This window comes from Tessaracoccus bendigoensis DSM 12906 (assembly GCF_900141915.1).
GTDB lineage: Bacteria > Actinomycetota > Actinomycetes > Propionibacteriales > Propionibacteriaceae > Arachnia > Arachnia bendigoensis.
This window is the reverse complement of the sequence record NZ_FQZG01000029.1, coordinates 1-12,165: the sequence shown is the minus strand read 5'-3', so window position 1 is coordinate 12,165 and position 12,165 is coordinate 1. Positions and strand designations below refer to the sequence as shown.

The window sequence follows — 12,165 nt, the reverse complement described above, 5'->3', positions numbered from 1 at the left end:
CATGAAGGAGGCTGTGATGGCGCCGAGCGACAAGGACATGGACTGGCTCTACCGGAAGGAAGAGCCTGAGCCGACGGCGGTACTGCGCCCCCAGCCCCCACCTCCGGGCAAGCCGCCCCGTGGTCCCAGGAAACGGCGCGGCCGGTCGCGTCGTCCACGGCTGCTCCGAACGTTGACCGTGCTTCTGTTGGCCTGGCTGGCCTTCCTGATCGGGGCTCCCGCCTACGCCTGGTCGGCGACAACCAGCGTCGACACGACCCCGGCCGGGCAACGGCCCCCCGAGCAGCCCGGCACGACCGTCCTTCTGGTCGGCTCGGACGCCCGGGACGACCTCACCGCGGAGGAGCGTTCCCGGCTCGGGACCGGAAGCACAGAGGGCCGCCGCACCGACACCATGATGCTGCTGCACACCCCCGAGACGGGAGAGCCGGTGTTGCTCTCGCTTCCTCGTGACTCGCTGGTCGACATCCCTGGCCGGAACCGGAACAAGCTGAACGCGGCCTACGCATTCGGCGGGGCACCGCTCCTGGTGGAGACGATCGAACAGGACACCGGGATCCGGATCGACGGCTACCTTGAGATCGGCTTCCTCGGGATCGTCGACGTGGTCGACGCGGTCGGCGGGATCGAGGTGTGCCCGACGTTCGACATCGACGACCGGGATTCGCATCTGACGCTCAGCGAAGGCTGCCAGCAGGTCGACGGCGTCACCGCCCTCGGCTACGTGAGGATGCGCAAGGCAGATCCCAACGGTGATCTGGGGAGGATGGAGAGGCAGAGGGAGGTCATCGCGGCGATCGGCAAGGAGGTTCTCAGCCCGCTCACGCTGGTCAACCCGGTGCGGTACTGGCGGTTGAATGCGGCCGCTGCCCGGTCTCTCACCCGCGGAGACGAAACGGGGATCACCATGATGCCGACCGTCGGCCTCGGGTTCATGTCGGTGATGTCCGGCAGGGGCATCTCGATGACGGTGCCCATCTCTGACGCGAACGCCCAAGTCGACGGCGTCGGCTCGGTCGTGCGCTGGGACGAGGAGTCGAGCCGGGCGGTGTTCTCGGCGATCGCTGCCGGCGACACCACTTCCCTTGAGAAGTACCGCAGGTGATTGCTCCGGCGGACATGAGCCCCTGAACGCCTAGGATCGGTGCGCACACCGGATCAGGCCGCAGAGGAGACACACCGTGACGACCCCCCAGAACCCACCCAACCCAGGTTGGCAGCCGGGCCCCCAGGGCCCGGGGCAACCGTTCAACCCTTCACCACAGCCACCCCAGGGTCCTCCTACCGGATATCAGCAGAACTTCGGCCAACAGGCCCCACAGGGCTACGGCCAACAACCACCACAGGGCTACGGCCAACAACCCCCACAGGGCTACGGCCAACAACCGCCACAGGCTGCTCCCAAGGCCAAGTCGAAGACCAAAGCCATCGTCGCCGGAGGGGTCGGGGTGGCCGTTGTCGCTGCCGCCGTGGGTCTTGGCCTGTTCTTCTTCCGCGGCTCCTCCCCTGTGGCCGCCGAAGGGCTGCCTGCCGACGTGACCTTCGCCTTCGAGGCGAACCTGGCGCCGTCCAATGCCGACAAGCTGGCACTCAAGGGCATCGCCGACAAGTTCCCCTCGCTGAGTTCCGGCAATCTTGAAACGGACTACAAGGCTGCCGTTTACGCGATGATCACCCAGGAGTCCACCGATGCCCCCGACTATGCGGCGAGCATCGAGCCGTGGCTGGGGGATTCGATCGCCATCGGCTTCACGGGCGACCCCTCGGACGAGCGCAATCTGATCATGGCCGTCGAAACGACCGACAAGGGCAAGGCCGAGGCGTTCGCCCGCGACGAGGGCGATGGGGCCAGGGTCCAGTTCATCGACGACCTGATGGTCATCACCGATGAGAACTCCACCCTGAGCGTCGACGACATCAAGCAGAACGCCCTGGCAGACTCCGAGCAGTACAAGGCCGACATCGGTCGGCTGGGCGAGGGCAACCTTGCGACGTTGTGGTTCGGCCCCGAACTGCTGACCACCGCCCTCGAGCAGGTGGAGCAGGAGAGCGGTCTTGACGCAACCTCCATCGACGCCGATGCCCTGCGCGACGCCCACGGCGCGGCGGGGCTGAAGGTCAGTGACAACAAGTTGACCGCCAAGCTCGTCATGCAGGCTCCGAACGCACCCGAGGCGTCTGGCCCTGACGTCGTGGACCTGGCACGGAGCCTTCCGGGCGACGCCCTCGCGGTCATCGCGGCCGGCACCACCGATGAGGCCATCGGTGAGCTGTGGTCGACGCTGGAGACCGCGGCGGGCGGCACTGACGCATTGGCTTCGTTCGGCATCACCGGAGTGGACGACTTCCGCGCGCTGATCGGTTCACGGGTCGGCCTCTCCATCGGGATGGACGGCGGAATGCCACAGGTGGGCGCGAAGCTGGAAACCGACGAGCCGGAGAAGCAGAAGGAGATCTTCGACGGTATCGATGAACTGCTCCAGGCGGGAGGCATCCCCGGGATCGCCTTCGCCCAGGACGGCAACACCGGCATCGTCGCCTACGGGCAGAGCGCCGACAACCTGCTCAATCCGGCCTCGAAGGTCGGCGATCTCGACACGTTCAAGCAGGTCGTCGATGGGAAGGCGCAGGCCGTGGTCTTCCTCAACGTCGACGCCCTGAAGGCCCTGCCGGACTACGAGACGATGCTCAACTCGATGCCGGACGGGCAGCTCGAGGAGTTCCTGGCTCCAGTCAGCTCGGTCGGCATAGTGGGCAACGCCGCCGGGGACCACTACTCCGAGTCGTTCCTGCACGTAACCTTCGACTGAGACTCACCGGGCCGCTCCGCCACCACGGCGGGGCGGCCCGGACCCTTCAGTTGGCCGATTCGCGGACGATCCTGCCCTTCGCGTGGGCCGCGTCGCGGAGGGACTCCTGGAAGTCCAGCATCCTCTCCAACAGCGCCTCATCGGAGGTGGCCAGCATCCTGGCCGCCAGCAGGCCCGCATTCCGCGCGTTGCCGATGGCGACCGTTGCCACCGGCACCCCGGCCGGCATCTGCACGATCGACAGCAGCGAGTCCATGCCGTCCAGGTACTTCAGGGCCACAGGCACGCCGATGACAGGAAGCGGAGTCAGGGCGGCCAGCATCCCCGGTAGGTGCGCGGCCCCACCCGCCCCGGCGATGATCACCTTCAGCCCTCGTTCGTGGGCTCCGCGCCCGAAGCGGACCATGTCCTCGGGCATCCGGTGGGCCGAGACCACATCGGCCTCGTAGGCGATGCCGAACTCTGCGAGGGCATCGGCAGCGGCGCTCATCGTCGGCCAGTCGGAGTCCGAACCCATCACGATGGCGACAAGTGGGTCAGGCATTCTGGTCTCCCATCAGGTAGTTGGCGGCGTGCCAGGCTCGGCGCCGCACTTCTTCGAGGTCGGTTCCACCGACGCTCACGTGCCCGATCTTCCGCCCCGGCTTGACCTCTTTGCCGTACAGGTGGACGCGGACGGCCCGGTCACGGGCGAAGACATGCAGCAACGCGCCCGTCAGGTCGTCCTCGGTCCCGCCCAGGACGTTTGCCATCACCACGACAGGGTCGCGCAACTCAGGCGACCCGAGAGGAAGGTCGAGCACCGCCCTGATGTGGTTCTCGAACTGGCTGGTGCGTGCGCCGTCGATGCTCCAGTGCCCGGTGTTGTGCGGGCGCATGGCCAACTCATTGACGACGATGCGACCGTCGCGGGCCTGCATCAACTCGACGGCCAGCACCCCGACCACCCCGAGTTCCCCTGCGATGCGGATCGCCATCTCCTGCAGGTCTGCCGCGGTCTGACCATCCAGCCCAGGGGCGGGAGTGATCGTCTCGACGCAGATGCCGTCCTCCTGCCGGGTCTCGCTGATCGGGTAGGCGACCACCTGCCCGGACGGCGACCGGACCACGATCGCGGATAGTTCACGACTGAAGTCGATGAACTCCTCAGCGACTATGCGCACCCTCTCCCCCGCCGACGAGTCGGCGAGGGCCTCGAAGGGCAAGCCGACCTCGGAGGGTCCTTCGAGCTTCCAGACCCCCTTCCCGTCGTATCCGCCGCGGGAGGTCTTCGCGATGACCGGCCACCCGTTCGATTCCCCGAAGGCCCCCACCTCCTCGGGCGTGTCGCAGATGGCGAACTCGGGGCAGGCCACGCCCAGTTCCTGCATCTTCGTACGCATCAGCGCCTTGTCCTGCGCGTAGACCAGGGCCGAAGGACCGGGGCGCACCGCCACCGATTCGGCCAGCACCTCAAGATGGCGCGTCGGCACGTGTTCGTGATCGAAGGTCAGGACATCTGCCCCGTCGACGAAGGCTTTGAGCGTGTCGAGGTCACGGTAGTCGCCAACCGTGGTCAGCGGAACGACCTGAGCCGCCGACACATCCTCCCCCTCTGCCAGCAGGCGGACGTCGATTCCGAGCGGGATCGCGGCCTGCTGCATCATGCGGGCGAGTTGCCCACCTCCTGCGATGGCGACGGTGTAGCGGCGGGTCACCGGTGCATGGTAACAGTCAGTCGTCGTCGTCATCGGATGCGAACAGCAGCTCCGTGACCATGACGTGGACCCGCTCCACGTGCGGCACATCAGGCAGGGTCTGCGGTTGGCCCGCTGCCGTCTCGAAGATCAGCGTGCCGCAGCCCAGGATGCGATCGCTGAGTGAACGCTCGTAGTTGACGTTGTTGATGCGTTTCAGCGGCAGGTCGTGCCCGATCTTGTTGATGATGCCTCTGCGGGTGATCACCCGACGGTCGGTGATGGTGTACGTCGTGGTCAGCCAGCGAAGGAATGGAACCAACACCAACCACACGAAGAACAGGACGAAGATGCCGATCGCGACATACGTGCCCCACGGCTGGATGTCCGTGGGGATGAACGCGATCGCGAACCCCAGCAGCGACCCGAGAAGGATCGCCACGAGAGCCGGGACGACCATCGCCTTCGCGTGGGTATGCATGGACGCCACGATCGATTCATCCCGGCCGAGTTGGTCCTTACTGATCGCCATGCCCCAAGTCTGGCACGCCTATCCGACAAGCCGGGCGTGCACCACGTCGCCGACGGCGAATGTCTCGATCCCGGATGCGGTGGCGACCTGCAGGCGCCCGTATTCGTCGACCCCTCTGCCGGTCCCGCTGACCGAATGGGTGGCGTCCAGCACCACGGTGAGCGGCGCGCCGATGGACGCACAGCGTTCCTCATACTCGTCGCGCAGGCTGCCGCGGAGCGACCAGCTGCGGTAGTACCTGTCAAAGTGGCCGAGAACCCCTGCGACGAGGGGTTCGGGGTGCGTCGGGAAGCCCTCGAGCGCGAGCGAGGTCGCGTTGGGCACCGGAAGTTGCTCACGGGTGAGCCCGACGTTGATCCCGATGCCGATCACGGCGCGCGCCCCGTCCACTCGTTCGATCCGTTCGGACAGGATCCCACACACCTTCCGGCCGCCGATCAGCACGTCGTTTGGCCATTTCAATGTGACGGCCGACGGGTCGGGTGCGACGGAGGTGAGGGCCGAAGACACCGCCATGCCCGCCAGGATCGACAGCCAGCCCCACTGGGTCAGGTCCGGACGAGGAGCGAGCAGCAGCGACATCGAGATGGACATCCCCGGGGGGCTTACCCATTGCCGGTCGAGTCGACCTCGGCCCGCCGTCTGTTCCATGGCGATCAACGCGGTTCCCTCGGTCTCACCGTCGCGGGCCCTGGCCGCGAGGTCCGCGTTGGTCGACCCCGTCGACGCGAGCACCTCCACCCGGCGGAAGACGGTGTCCCTGGGCAGCCGCTCTGCAATGCTCCGGGCGTCAGGCACTTCGATGTTCACGGCCGCAATTGTAGGCAGAGGGCGGCATTTTGGTGGGCATCGACCGAAGCCATCGGCAACGGCGCTAGGGTGACGGCCATGGAGATCGACATCCACACCACCGCCGGTCGGATTGCCAATCTCGGGGTGCGCATCGATGAAGCTGTGCACGCCGGTTCAGCAGCGGCCGTAGAGAGACAACACGCCAAAGGCAAGATGACCGCACGCGAGCGCGTGATGGCGCTCCTAGACGAAGGGAGTTTCGCGGAGTTCGACCAGTTCTCGAGGCACCGCTCAACCGCCTTCGGAATGGACGCCAAGCGCCCGTTCGGCGACGGCGTCATCACAGGCACGGGGTCCATCCACGGACGCCCCGTGTGCATCTTCAGTCAGGACGTCACGATCTTCGGCGGCGCCCTCGGCCAGGTCTACGGCGAGAAGATCGTCAAGATCCAGGACTTCGCCCTGAAAACCGGGGTGCCGCTCATCGGCATCAACGAGGGAGGCGGTGCCCGAATCCAGGAGGGCGTCGTCTCGCTCGCCCTGTACGGGGAGATCTTCCGACGCAACACGCTCGCCTCCGGGGTCATCCCGCAGATCTCCCTGATCATGGGTGCTGCGGCCGGAGGCCACGTCTACGGCCCAGCACTGACGGACTTCGTCGTCATGGTCGACAAGACCTCGCAGATGTTCATCACCGGCCCCGAAGTGATCAAGACGGTCACCGGCGAGGACGTGTCGATGGAGGAACTAGGGGGTGGCCGAACCCACAACACCAAGTCCGGCAACGCCCATTACCTCGCGGCGGACGAGTCCGACGCCATCGAGTATGTGCGCGAGCTGCTCACCTACCTGCCGCAGAACAACCTCGAGGATCCTCCGATCTACGACGAGGAAGAGGTCGACCTTACGATCACCGATCACGACCGTCTGCTCGACGAACTGATCCCGGACGCGGCGAACCAGCCATACGATATGCGCGACCTGATCCGCAACGTCCTGGACGACGACGAGTTCCTCGAGGTGATGCCCCTGTTCGCCGGGTCGATCATCGTCGGCTTCGGCCGGATCGAGGGTCGCTCCATCGGCATCGTGGCGAATCAGCCGACGGTGTTCGCCGGCTGCCTCGACATCGATTCTGCCGAGAAGGCCGCCAGGTTCGTGCGGACCTGTGACGCGTTCAACATCCCGGTCCTGACGTTCGTCGATGTGCCGGGATTCCTTCCCGGCGTGGCCCAGGAACACAACGGCATCATCCGTCGCGGCGCCAAGCTCATCTACGCGTACTCCGAGGCCACCGTTCCGCTGCTGACCGTCGTCACCCGGAAGGCCTACGGGGGCGCCTACCTCGTGATGGGTTCCAAGGCGCTCGGCGCCGACATCAACCTGGCCTGGCCGACCGCACAGATCGCGGTGATGGGCGCGCAGGGCGCTGTCAACATCTTGTACCGCAAGCAGTTGGCGGAGGCCGCCGACCCGGAGGCCGAGCGGGCCCGCCTCGTGCAGGAGTATGACGACGAGTTGACCAACCCTTACGTCGCGGCCGACCGGGGCTACGTCGACCAGGTCATCTACCCGCACGAGACCCGTGCCCAGGTGATCAGGGCACTTCGCCTGTTGCGCACCAAGCGCGGCGCACTGCCCCCCAAGAAGCACGGGAACATCCCGCTATGACAGCCGGATCGCCGCTCGTGTCGTTTACGAAGGCCAACCTCTCGGAGGAGGAGATCGCCGCTATCAGCGCGGCGCTGATCGTCGGCACCCGGGAGGAAAAGCTGCGCTCGGCCGACGACCGCCCGCTGGCAGGTGGCTGGGACTCGTACTACCGGACCGTCCGGCAGCCGCTGGTCGGCGGACGGGATGCGTGGCGCACGTACCACCGTCTGTGACCATGCGGGTGATCCTGGCGTCAAAGTCCCCCGCCCGCCTCACGGTGCTGCGACGGGCGGGGCTCGACCCTGAAGTGATCGTGTCGGGTTTCGACGAGAGCCAGGTGCGCGACGCGGTCCCCACCCGCCTCGCGACCCGTCTCGCCGTCAAGAAGGGTGAGACGGTGATCCCCCACCTGACGGGCGACTATGTGCTCATCGCGTGCGACTCGGTGCTCGAGTTCGACGGGAAGGCGCACGGCAAGCCTGGGTCGGAAGAGGCCGCGATCCGACGCTGGCAGCGGATGCGGGGGCGCCAGGGGTTGCTGCATTCCGGCCATTTCGTCGCGGTGCACATGGGCGGGGAGCTTTGCACGTTGACGGCCGTCGGGTCGTCGAAGGTCTCGTTCGCCGACATCTCCGACGAGGAGATCGCGGCCTATGCCGCCACCGGGGAACCGCAGCGCGTCGCTGGGGGGTTCACGATCGACGGCCGGGGCGCGGCCTTCGTGACGTCGATCGTGGGTGACCCCTACAACGTGATCGGCCTTTCACTGCCGCTGGTGCGCCAGATGGTGATCGACCTGGGCGTGCCGTGGCAGAGCCTCTGGGTGACGTCCGGACCCTCTCAGCCCTCGTGACTCATCCCTCCTGGTTCCAGACGATGACGTCTCCGAAGTCAGCCGGGGCGTAGCGCAGGTTCGGATAGAACAGGTCGGGGTTGCCGAGCTCGACCTGGATCCAACCTGAGTTGCATTCGCCCAGCCTCAACAACCGCTCCCTGTAGGTGGGCGACCAACGCTCGCTCGCGGGCAGCCGGCTGGCCTTGACCCATTGCGCCGGGCCTCCGCCCTCGCCGTCTTCGATGGAGAAGGACCAGGGGTCGAGGCTTGTTCGGGTGGTGCCGTCGGCATTCTGCCCGGAATGTTCGGCCGCGTAGCAGACCTCCACGTTGAAGGCCCATGCCAGACCCTCGCCGTCTGTGTCGAACTCCCGCACGGTGACGTCGAAGTAGCGGGTGTGTTGCGTAACTCCGAGTGTCCCTGTGAGGTTGACGGGGCTGGACGGCCGCACCTCCTGGGTCTGAGTCGGGCTCTGGGTCGGGCTCTGGGTCTGAGTCGGGCTCTGGGTCTGAGTCGGGCTCTGCGACGGTGCGTCGGTGGTGGCCGACGGATCGGGCACCAGTTGGGTGCGGCTCGGTGAGGCGGGGGCCGGGTCGGCAGGTGTGGCGACCTCGCCACCGCGCAGCGACTGCGCAACCAGGACCGCCACCACAAGGACGATCGCGGCGGCGGCCGCACCGGCCCAGAGCAGCGGCGGCCTGCGCCGGGGACTCGGTCCGTGTGCGGGCAGCACGCCGTGGACGATGTTCTCGACCATCCGGTCTGCGCCGGGCAGGTCGCGTTCGGGAGGAAGCGTGGTCATTTCAGTTCTCCTTGCCGAGCAGGTGGGCGACCTCGGTGGTCGCGAGTGTGGCGCGGGCCCGGGCGAGCCGCGACTTTACGGTGCCGACTGGCACTCCGAGGGCGTCTGCGGTCTCAGCCATGGAGCAGCCGCCCCAGGCGACCAGTTCCACGACCTGGCGCTGCCCATCGGGGATCTTTGACAGGACCTCGTTTATCCTGCGCATCGATTCCTCGTCGCCGACCCATTGTTCGACGTTGTCACGGGCCTCTCGGCCCGGTTGCTGCTGCATGCGTCCGATCAGCCGCAGCCTGCGAGTGGCCCCTCTGGCCAGGTTCCGGGCCTCGTTACGGCCGAACGCGCACAGCCACGCGCGCACGGCGCCTCTCCTGACGGAGGTCAGGCGCCCCGCACAGGCCCGCTGCCAGACGGCGGTGAAACACGCCTGGGTCGCCTCTTCTGCGACGCTCCATGAGGCTGCATACCGGAACGCCACGTTGTAGACGGTCCGGCTGTGTCGCTCGAAAATCGTCCGGAAGGCCTCCTCATCGCCCCAGCGAAGGGCCTCCCAGAGGGCGTCGTCGTCCATGGTCACCATTTTGTCTTCCGCCCCGGGCGGGCGTGTCAACACGTTCATCCTCGTCCTTCCGATCGTCTCTTTGCCCTGAACGTACGGATGGGGCGATTCCGGTTCCATCTGTAGAGTTGGTGGCGTGCTTCGGTTTCCCTGGGCGGCGTCCCGTCTCCGCGTGATGGGCATCGTGACCGTCTTCGCCCTGACCGGTTGTTCGGCACCCCCTGCCGAAACAGCGGTTGGCGAACCGACGCTGACGTCGTCTGCGGCGCCCGCCGACGGCACGCGGCTCTCGGATCTCGGGTTCGTCAACGCGCCCCCGGGTCTTTCCGTGCCTGCAGATGCCAAGATCTCGGACCGGGTGGACAGCCCCAATAACGTCACGGTGGTGATGACCGCGCCCGACGGGCTGACCGTCGTCGACTTCCTGCGTCGCCACCTCGCGGAGCTCGGTTTCAGGATCACGGCAGACGATCAGAACTCGCTGCTGTTCGAAGGTGGCGGCTTTCAAGGCGCCTTCACTGTGTCGAGCGGATACTCGGCCCTGACGCTCAGGACGGACCGCTGACCATGGACGAAACCGCTGCGCTCAGCACCCTCGCGGTGATCGGCTGGGGCGCGCTTGGCGTCTTCATCGGAGCGATCGCATCGATAGCGGTGTCTTTGAGCATCAGGGTGGTGGTGAGACGCCGCGAGAGCATCAGGCACCTGGTGCGCCACATGCGCATGTCGCTGCGGATCTTCCTGATGCTGTTGGGTGGCGGAATAGCGGTGCTCATCGCGACCGGACCATCCCCCTATTTCGCCGGGCCGACCTGGCGGCCGACGTTCCGGCAGATCTTCATCATCGTCATGATCTTCGCCACCGCGATGCTCCTGACCGGGCTGATCCGGGCGGTTGAAGACTCGGTCCTCCATCGCCGACGCGACGATGACGATGCCGAGGAGACACCGCACTACCGCCGCGTCCGCACTCAGATGCAGGTCGTCGACCGGGTGCTGATAGCCGTGGTGTGGGTCTGCGCATTGGCAGGGGCGTTGTTGACCTTCCCGTCGTTCCGCGCCGTCGGCACTTCCCTGATCGCCTCCGCCGGGCTGTTGTCGATCGTCGCGGGTCTCGCCGTGCAATCGTCCCTCTCGAACATCTTCGCCGGCATGCAGATCGCCTTCTCCGACGCCCTCCGGGTCGGGGATCTGGTCGTGTTCAACGAGCAGATGGGTTCGGTCGAGGAGATCACGTTGACCTATGTCGTGGTACGTACCTGGGACGACCGGCGATGGATCGTGCCAAGCAGCCACTTCGCGACCCAGCCTTTCGAGAACTGGACGAGGCGCGAGCCGCAGCTACTGGGCACCGTCGAGTTCGACCTCGACTGGCTCGTCCCCGTCGAGGCGATGCGGGTCGAGCTGACGAGGTTGGTCAATGCCAGCGATCTCTGGGATGGGCGCAGCGTCAACCTGCAGGTCACCGAGTCGACCGGTGGACACGTCCGGCTCCGCGCCGTGGTCTCGGCCCGAACGTCGGGCGACCTGTGGGATCTGCGCTGCTATATCCGCGAAGAGATGATCAACTGGGTCCAGCGGCACGCGGTCTACGCGCTGCCACGCACCCGGCTCGAGCCGGAGACGACGCCAGCTCCCCCCGTCGAGGAGCGAGAGGAGTTCGTCGATCAGGTGGTGGAGCAGTGGGAACAGGAGCAATCGGTCGAGGAGACCAGGCTGCTGCCGGAACCCGAGCCTGAAGACGATGCTGTGATCGACGACGGCGCACTTCCGAAGTGGCTGCAGTCCTGGTTGGTTCAGCGGCACAAGGGCGACGAGTCGGCGCCGGAGCCGCGGCCCGCGAAGGAATCACGCGCGGAACTTACCCTGTCGTCGACCAGCCCCCAGGCCAGGCTCTACTCTGGGTCGCCCGAGGCGGAGGAACGCAACCGGAAGCTGTCGGGCCCCAGCGCGGCCGACATGGCGGAACGCGAGAAGACCGCCGAACGCAGACTCCGCACCGGCGAGCAGCCGAAGGTCGAGGGCGAGGTTGAGGTTGAGGGCGAAGCCGAGGGTGAGGGCAGGGGCGAGGTTGAGGGCGGGGGCGAGGGCAAGGGCGCTGGATCGGCAGTGGAATCCGGGTCGTCGCCCGAGTACCTCGTCGAGACCCACGTGATTGCCAAGGTCGAAGACCGCCCTCGGGCCGACTAGCTGCGACTAGCTGCGACTAGCTGCAATACCGTTCAGTTAAGGTCGCAGCGGTGTAGTTTGGTGGTATGCCGCGTGTTGGATGGAAGAAGCCAGGGACCGAGCGTCGCCTCTCTGACCTGGTCTCGGTCGGGGTGCTGACGCGGGTGTTCCCGCCCGAGCTGGTCGATGAGGTGATTGCCGATGTTGGCCGGACCGAGCAGCGGCATCGTTCGTTGCCGGCTCGGGTGATGGCCTACTTCGCGATCGGGATGGCGCTGTACTCCGAGGGCTCGTACGAGGACGTGCTGGCGCAGTTGACCGACGGGCTCTCGTGGGCCTC

Annotated in this window: 14 protein-coding genes; 8 read left to right on the top strand and 6 right to left on the bottom strand. The window is 66.6% G+C overall.

Translation table 11 applies throughout. The features are described from left to right. Window position 1: 1 nt before the first annotated feature. On the top strand, window positions 2-1,105 hold the full coding sequence (locus BUC15_RS09145; RefSeq protein WP_139280182.1) for an LCP family protein: 1,104 nt from the start codon (window positions 2-4) through the stop codon (window positions 1,103-1,105). 76 nt (window positions 1,106-1,181) lie between these two features. Beyond that, a complete protein-coding gene (locus BUC15_RS09140; protein WP_073187361.1) occupies window positions 1,182-2,810 on the top strand; it encodes a hypothetical protein in 1,629 nt (542 codons plus the stop codon). A gap of 46 nt (window positions 2,811-2,856) precedes the next feature. Here BUC15_RS09140 and purE read toward each other — a convergent pair whose 3' ends face one another. Genes purE through BUC15_RS09120 form a run of 4 tightly spaced genes read right to left on the bottom strand, consistent with a single transcriptional unit; the run spans window position 2,857 to window position 5,828 of the window. Next, window positions 2,857-3,354: a 5-(carboxyamino)imidazole ribonucleotide mutase gene (purE, locus tag BUC15_RS09135; protein WP_073187358.1), complete on the bottom strand. Its 498-nt coding sequence runs from the start codon at window positions 3,352-3,354 to the stop codon at window positions 2,857-2,859. After that, the gene (locus BUC15_RS09130) at window positions 3,347-4,540 is read right to left on the bottom strand and encodes a 5-(carboxyamino)imidazole ribonucleotide synthase (RefSeq protein ID WP_073187356.1); all 1,194 of its coding nucleotides are present in this window, start codon (window positions 4,538-4,540) and stop codon (window positions 3,347-3,349) included. Before BUC15_RS09130 ends, purE begins: the two co-directional genes overlap by 8 nt. After that, window positions 4,524-5,018, bottom strand: coding sequence for a PH domain-containing protein (locus tag BUC15_RS09125; protein ID WP_073187354.1), 495 nt, complete (start codon window positions 5,016-5,018; stop codon window positions 4,524-4,526). The genes BUC15_RS09130 and BUC15_RS09125 overlap by 17 nt, the downstream gene beginning before the upstream one ends. A gap of 18 nt (window positions 5,019-5,036) precedes the next feature. Further along, window positions 5,037-5,828 (bottom strand): biotin--[acetyl-CoA-carboxylase] ligase, encoded by a 792-nt coding sequence (locus tag BUC15_RS09120; RefSeq protein WP_175558283.1) that lies wholly within the window; start codon window positions 5,826-5,828, stop codon window positions 5,037-5,039. 78 nt (window positions 5,829-5,906) lie between these two features. Between BUC15_RS09120 and BUC15_RS09115 the strand changes: the two genes are divergently transcribed. Genes BUC15_RS09115 through BUC15_RS09105 form a run of 3 tightly spaced genes read left to right on the top strand, consistent with a single transcriptional unit; the run spans window position 5,907 to window position 8,316 of the window. Continuing rightward, on the top strand, window positions 5,907-7,481 hold the full coding sequence (locus BUC15_RS09115; RefSeq protein WP_073187352.1) for an acyl-CoA carboxylase subunit beta: 1,575 nt from the start codon (window positions 5,907-5,909) through the stop codon (window positions 7,479-7,481). After that, window positions 7,478-7,696, top strand: a complete 219-nt coding sequence (locus BUC15_RS09110; protein WP_073187350.1) for an acyl-CoA carboxylase subunit epsilon — start codon at window positions 7,478-7,480, stop codon at window positions 7,694-7,696. The genes BUC15_RS09115 and BUC15_RS09110 overlap by 4 nt, the downstream gene beginning before the upstream one ends. Beyond that, window positions 7,693-8,316 (top strand): Maf family protein, encoded by a 624-nt coding sequence (locus BUC15_RS09105; protein ID WP_073187348.1) that lies wholly within the window; start codon window positions 7,693-7,695, stop codon window positions 8,314-8,316. Before BUC15_RS09110 ends, BUC15_RS09105 begins: the two co-directional genes overlap by 4 nt. Before the next feature lies 1 nt (window position 8,317). Here BUC15_RS09105 and BUC15_RS09100 read toward each other — a convergent pair whose 3' ends face one another. Both BUC15_RS09100 and BUC15_RS09095 read right to left on the bottom strand, forming a co-directional pair. After that, window positions 8,318-9,100, bottom strand: a complete 783-nt coding sequence (locus BUC15_RS09100) for a hypothetical protein (protein ID WP_073187346.1) — start codon at window positions 9,098-9,100, stop codon at window positions 8,318-8,320. Window position 9,101: 1 nt separating this feature from the next. Continuing rightward, window positions 9,102-9,668, bottom strand: a complete 567-nt coding sequence (locus BUC15_RS09095; RefSeq protein ID WP_175558281.1) for an RNA polymerase sigma factor — start codon at window positions 9,666-9,668, stop codon at window positions 9,102-9,104. 124 nt (window positions 9,669-9,792) lie between these two features. Here BUC15_RS09095 and BUC15_RS09090 point away from each other — a divergent pair, with 124 nt between their 5' ends. From BUC15_RS09090 to BUC15_RS09080, 3 genes are all read left to right on the top strand, one after another. Further along, window positions 9,793-10,221, top strand: coding sequence for a hypothetical protein (locus tag BUC15_RS09090; protein WP_175558280.1), 429 nt, complete (start codon window positions 9,793-9,795; stop codon window positions 10,219-10,221). A gap of 2 nt (window positions 10,222-10,223) precedes the next feature. After that, on the top strand, window positions 10,224-11,846 hold the full coding sequence (locus BUC15_RS09085; RefSeq protein ID WP_073187340.1) for a mechanosensitive ion channel domain-containing protein: 1,623 nt from the start codon (window positions 10,224-10,226) through the stop codon (window positions 11,844-11,846). 65 nt (window positions 11,847-11,911) lie between these two features. Then, the coding region (locus BUC15_RS09080; RefSeq protein WP_175558279.1) for a transposase domain-containing protein at window positions 11,912-12,165 on the top strand (254 nt) is incomplete at its 3' end.

Excerpts from the sequence above, each read along its gene's own strand:
- purE (WP_073187358.1), bottom strand. The coding sequence starts at position 3,354 with ATGCCTGACCCACTTGTCGCCATCGTGATGGGTTCGGACTCCGACTGG.
- BUC15_RS09125 (WP_073187354.1), bottom strand. The coding sequence starts at position 5,018 with ATGGCGATCAGTAAGGACCAACTCGGCCGGGATGAATCGATCGTGGCG.
- BUC15_RS09130 (WP_073187356.1), bottom strand. The coding sequence starts at position 4,540 with ATGACGACGACGACTGACTGTTACCATGCACCGGTGACCCGCCGCTAC.
- BUC15_RS09110 (WP_073187350.1), top strand. The coding sequence starts at position 7,478 with ATGACAGCCGGATCGCCGCTCGTGTCGTTTACGAAGGCCAACCTCTCG.
- BUC15_RS09100 (WP_073187346.1), bottom strand. The coding sequence starts at position 9,100 with ATGACCACGCTTCCTCCCGAACGCGACCTGCCCGGCGCAGACCGGATG.
- BUC15_RS09085 (WP_073187340.1), top strand. The coding sequence starts at position 10,224 with ATGGACGAAACCGCTGCGCTCAGCACCCTCGCGGTGATCGGCTGGGGC.
- BUC15_RS09145 (WP_139280182.1), top strand. The coding sequence starts at position 2 with ATGAAGGAGGCTGTGATGGCGCCGAGCGACAAGGACATGGACTGGCTC.
- BUC15_RS09095 (WP_175558281.1), bottom strand. The coding sequence starts at position 9,668 with ATGGACGACGACGCCCTCTGGGAGGCCCTTCGCTGGGGCGATGAGGAG.
- BUC15_RS09115 (WP_073187352.1), top strand. The coding sequence starts at position 5,907 with ATGGAGATCGACATCCACACCACCGCCGGTCGGATTGCCAATCTCGGG.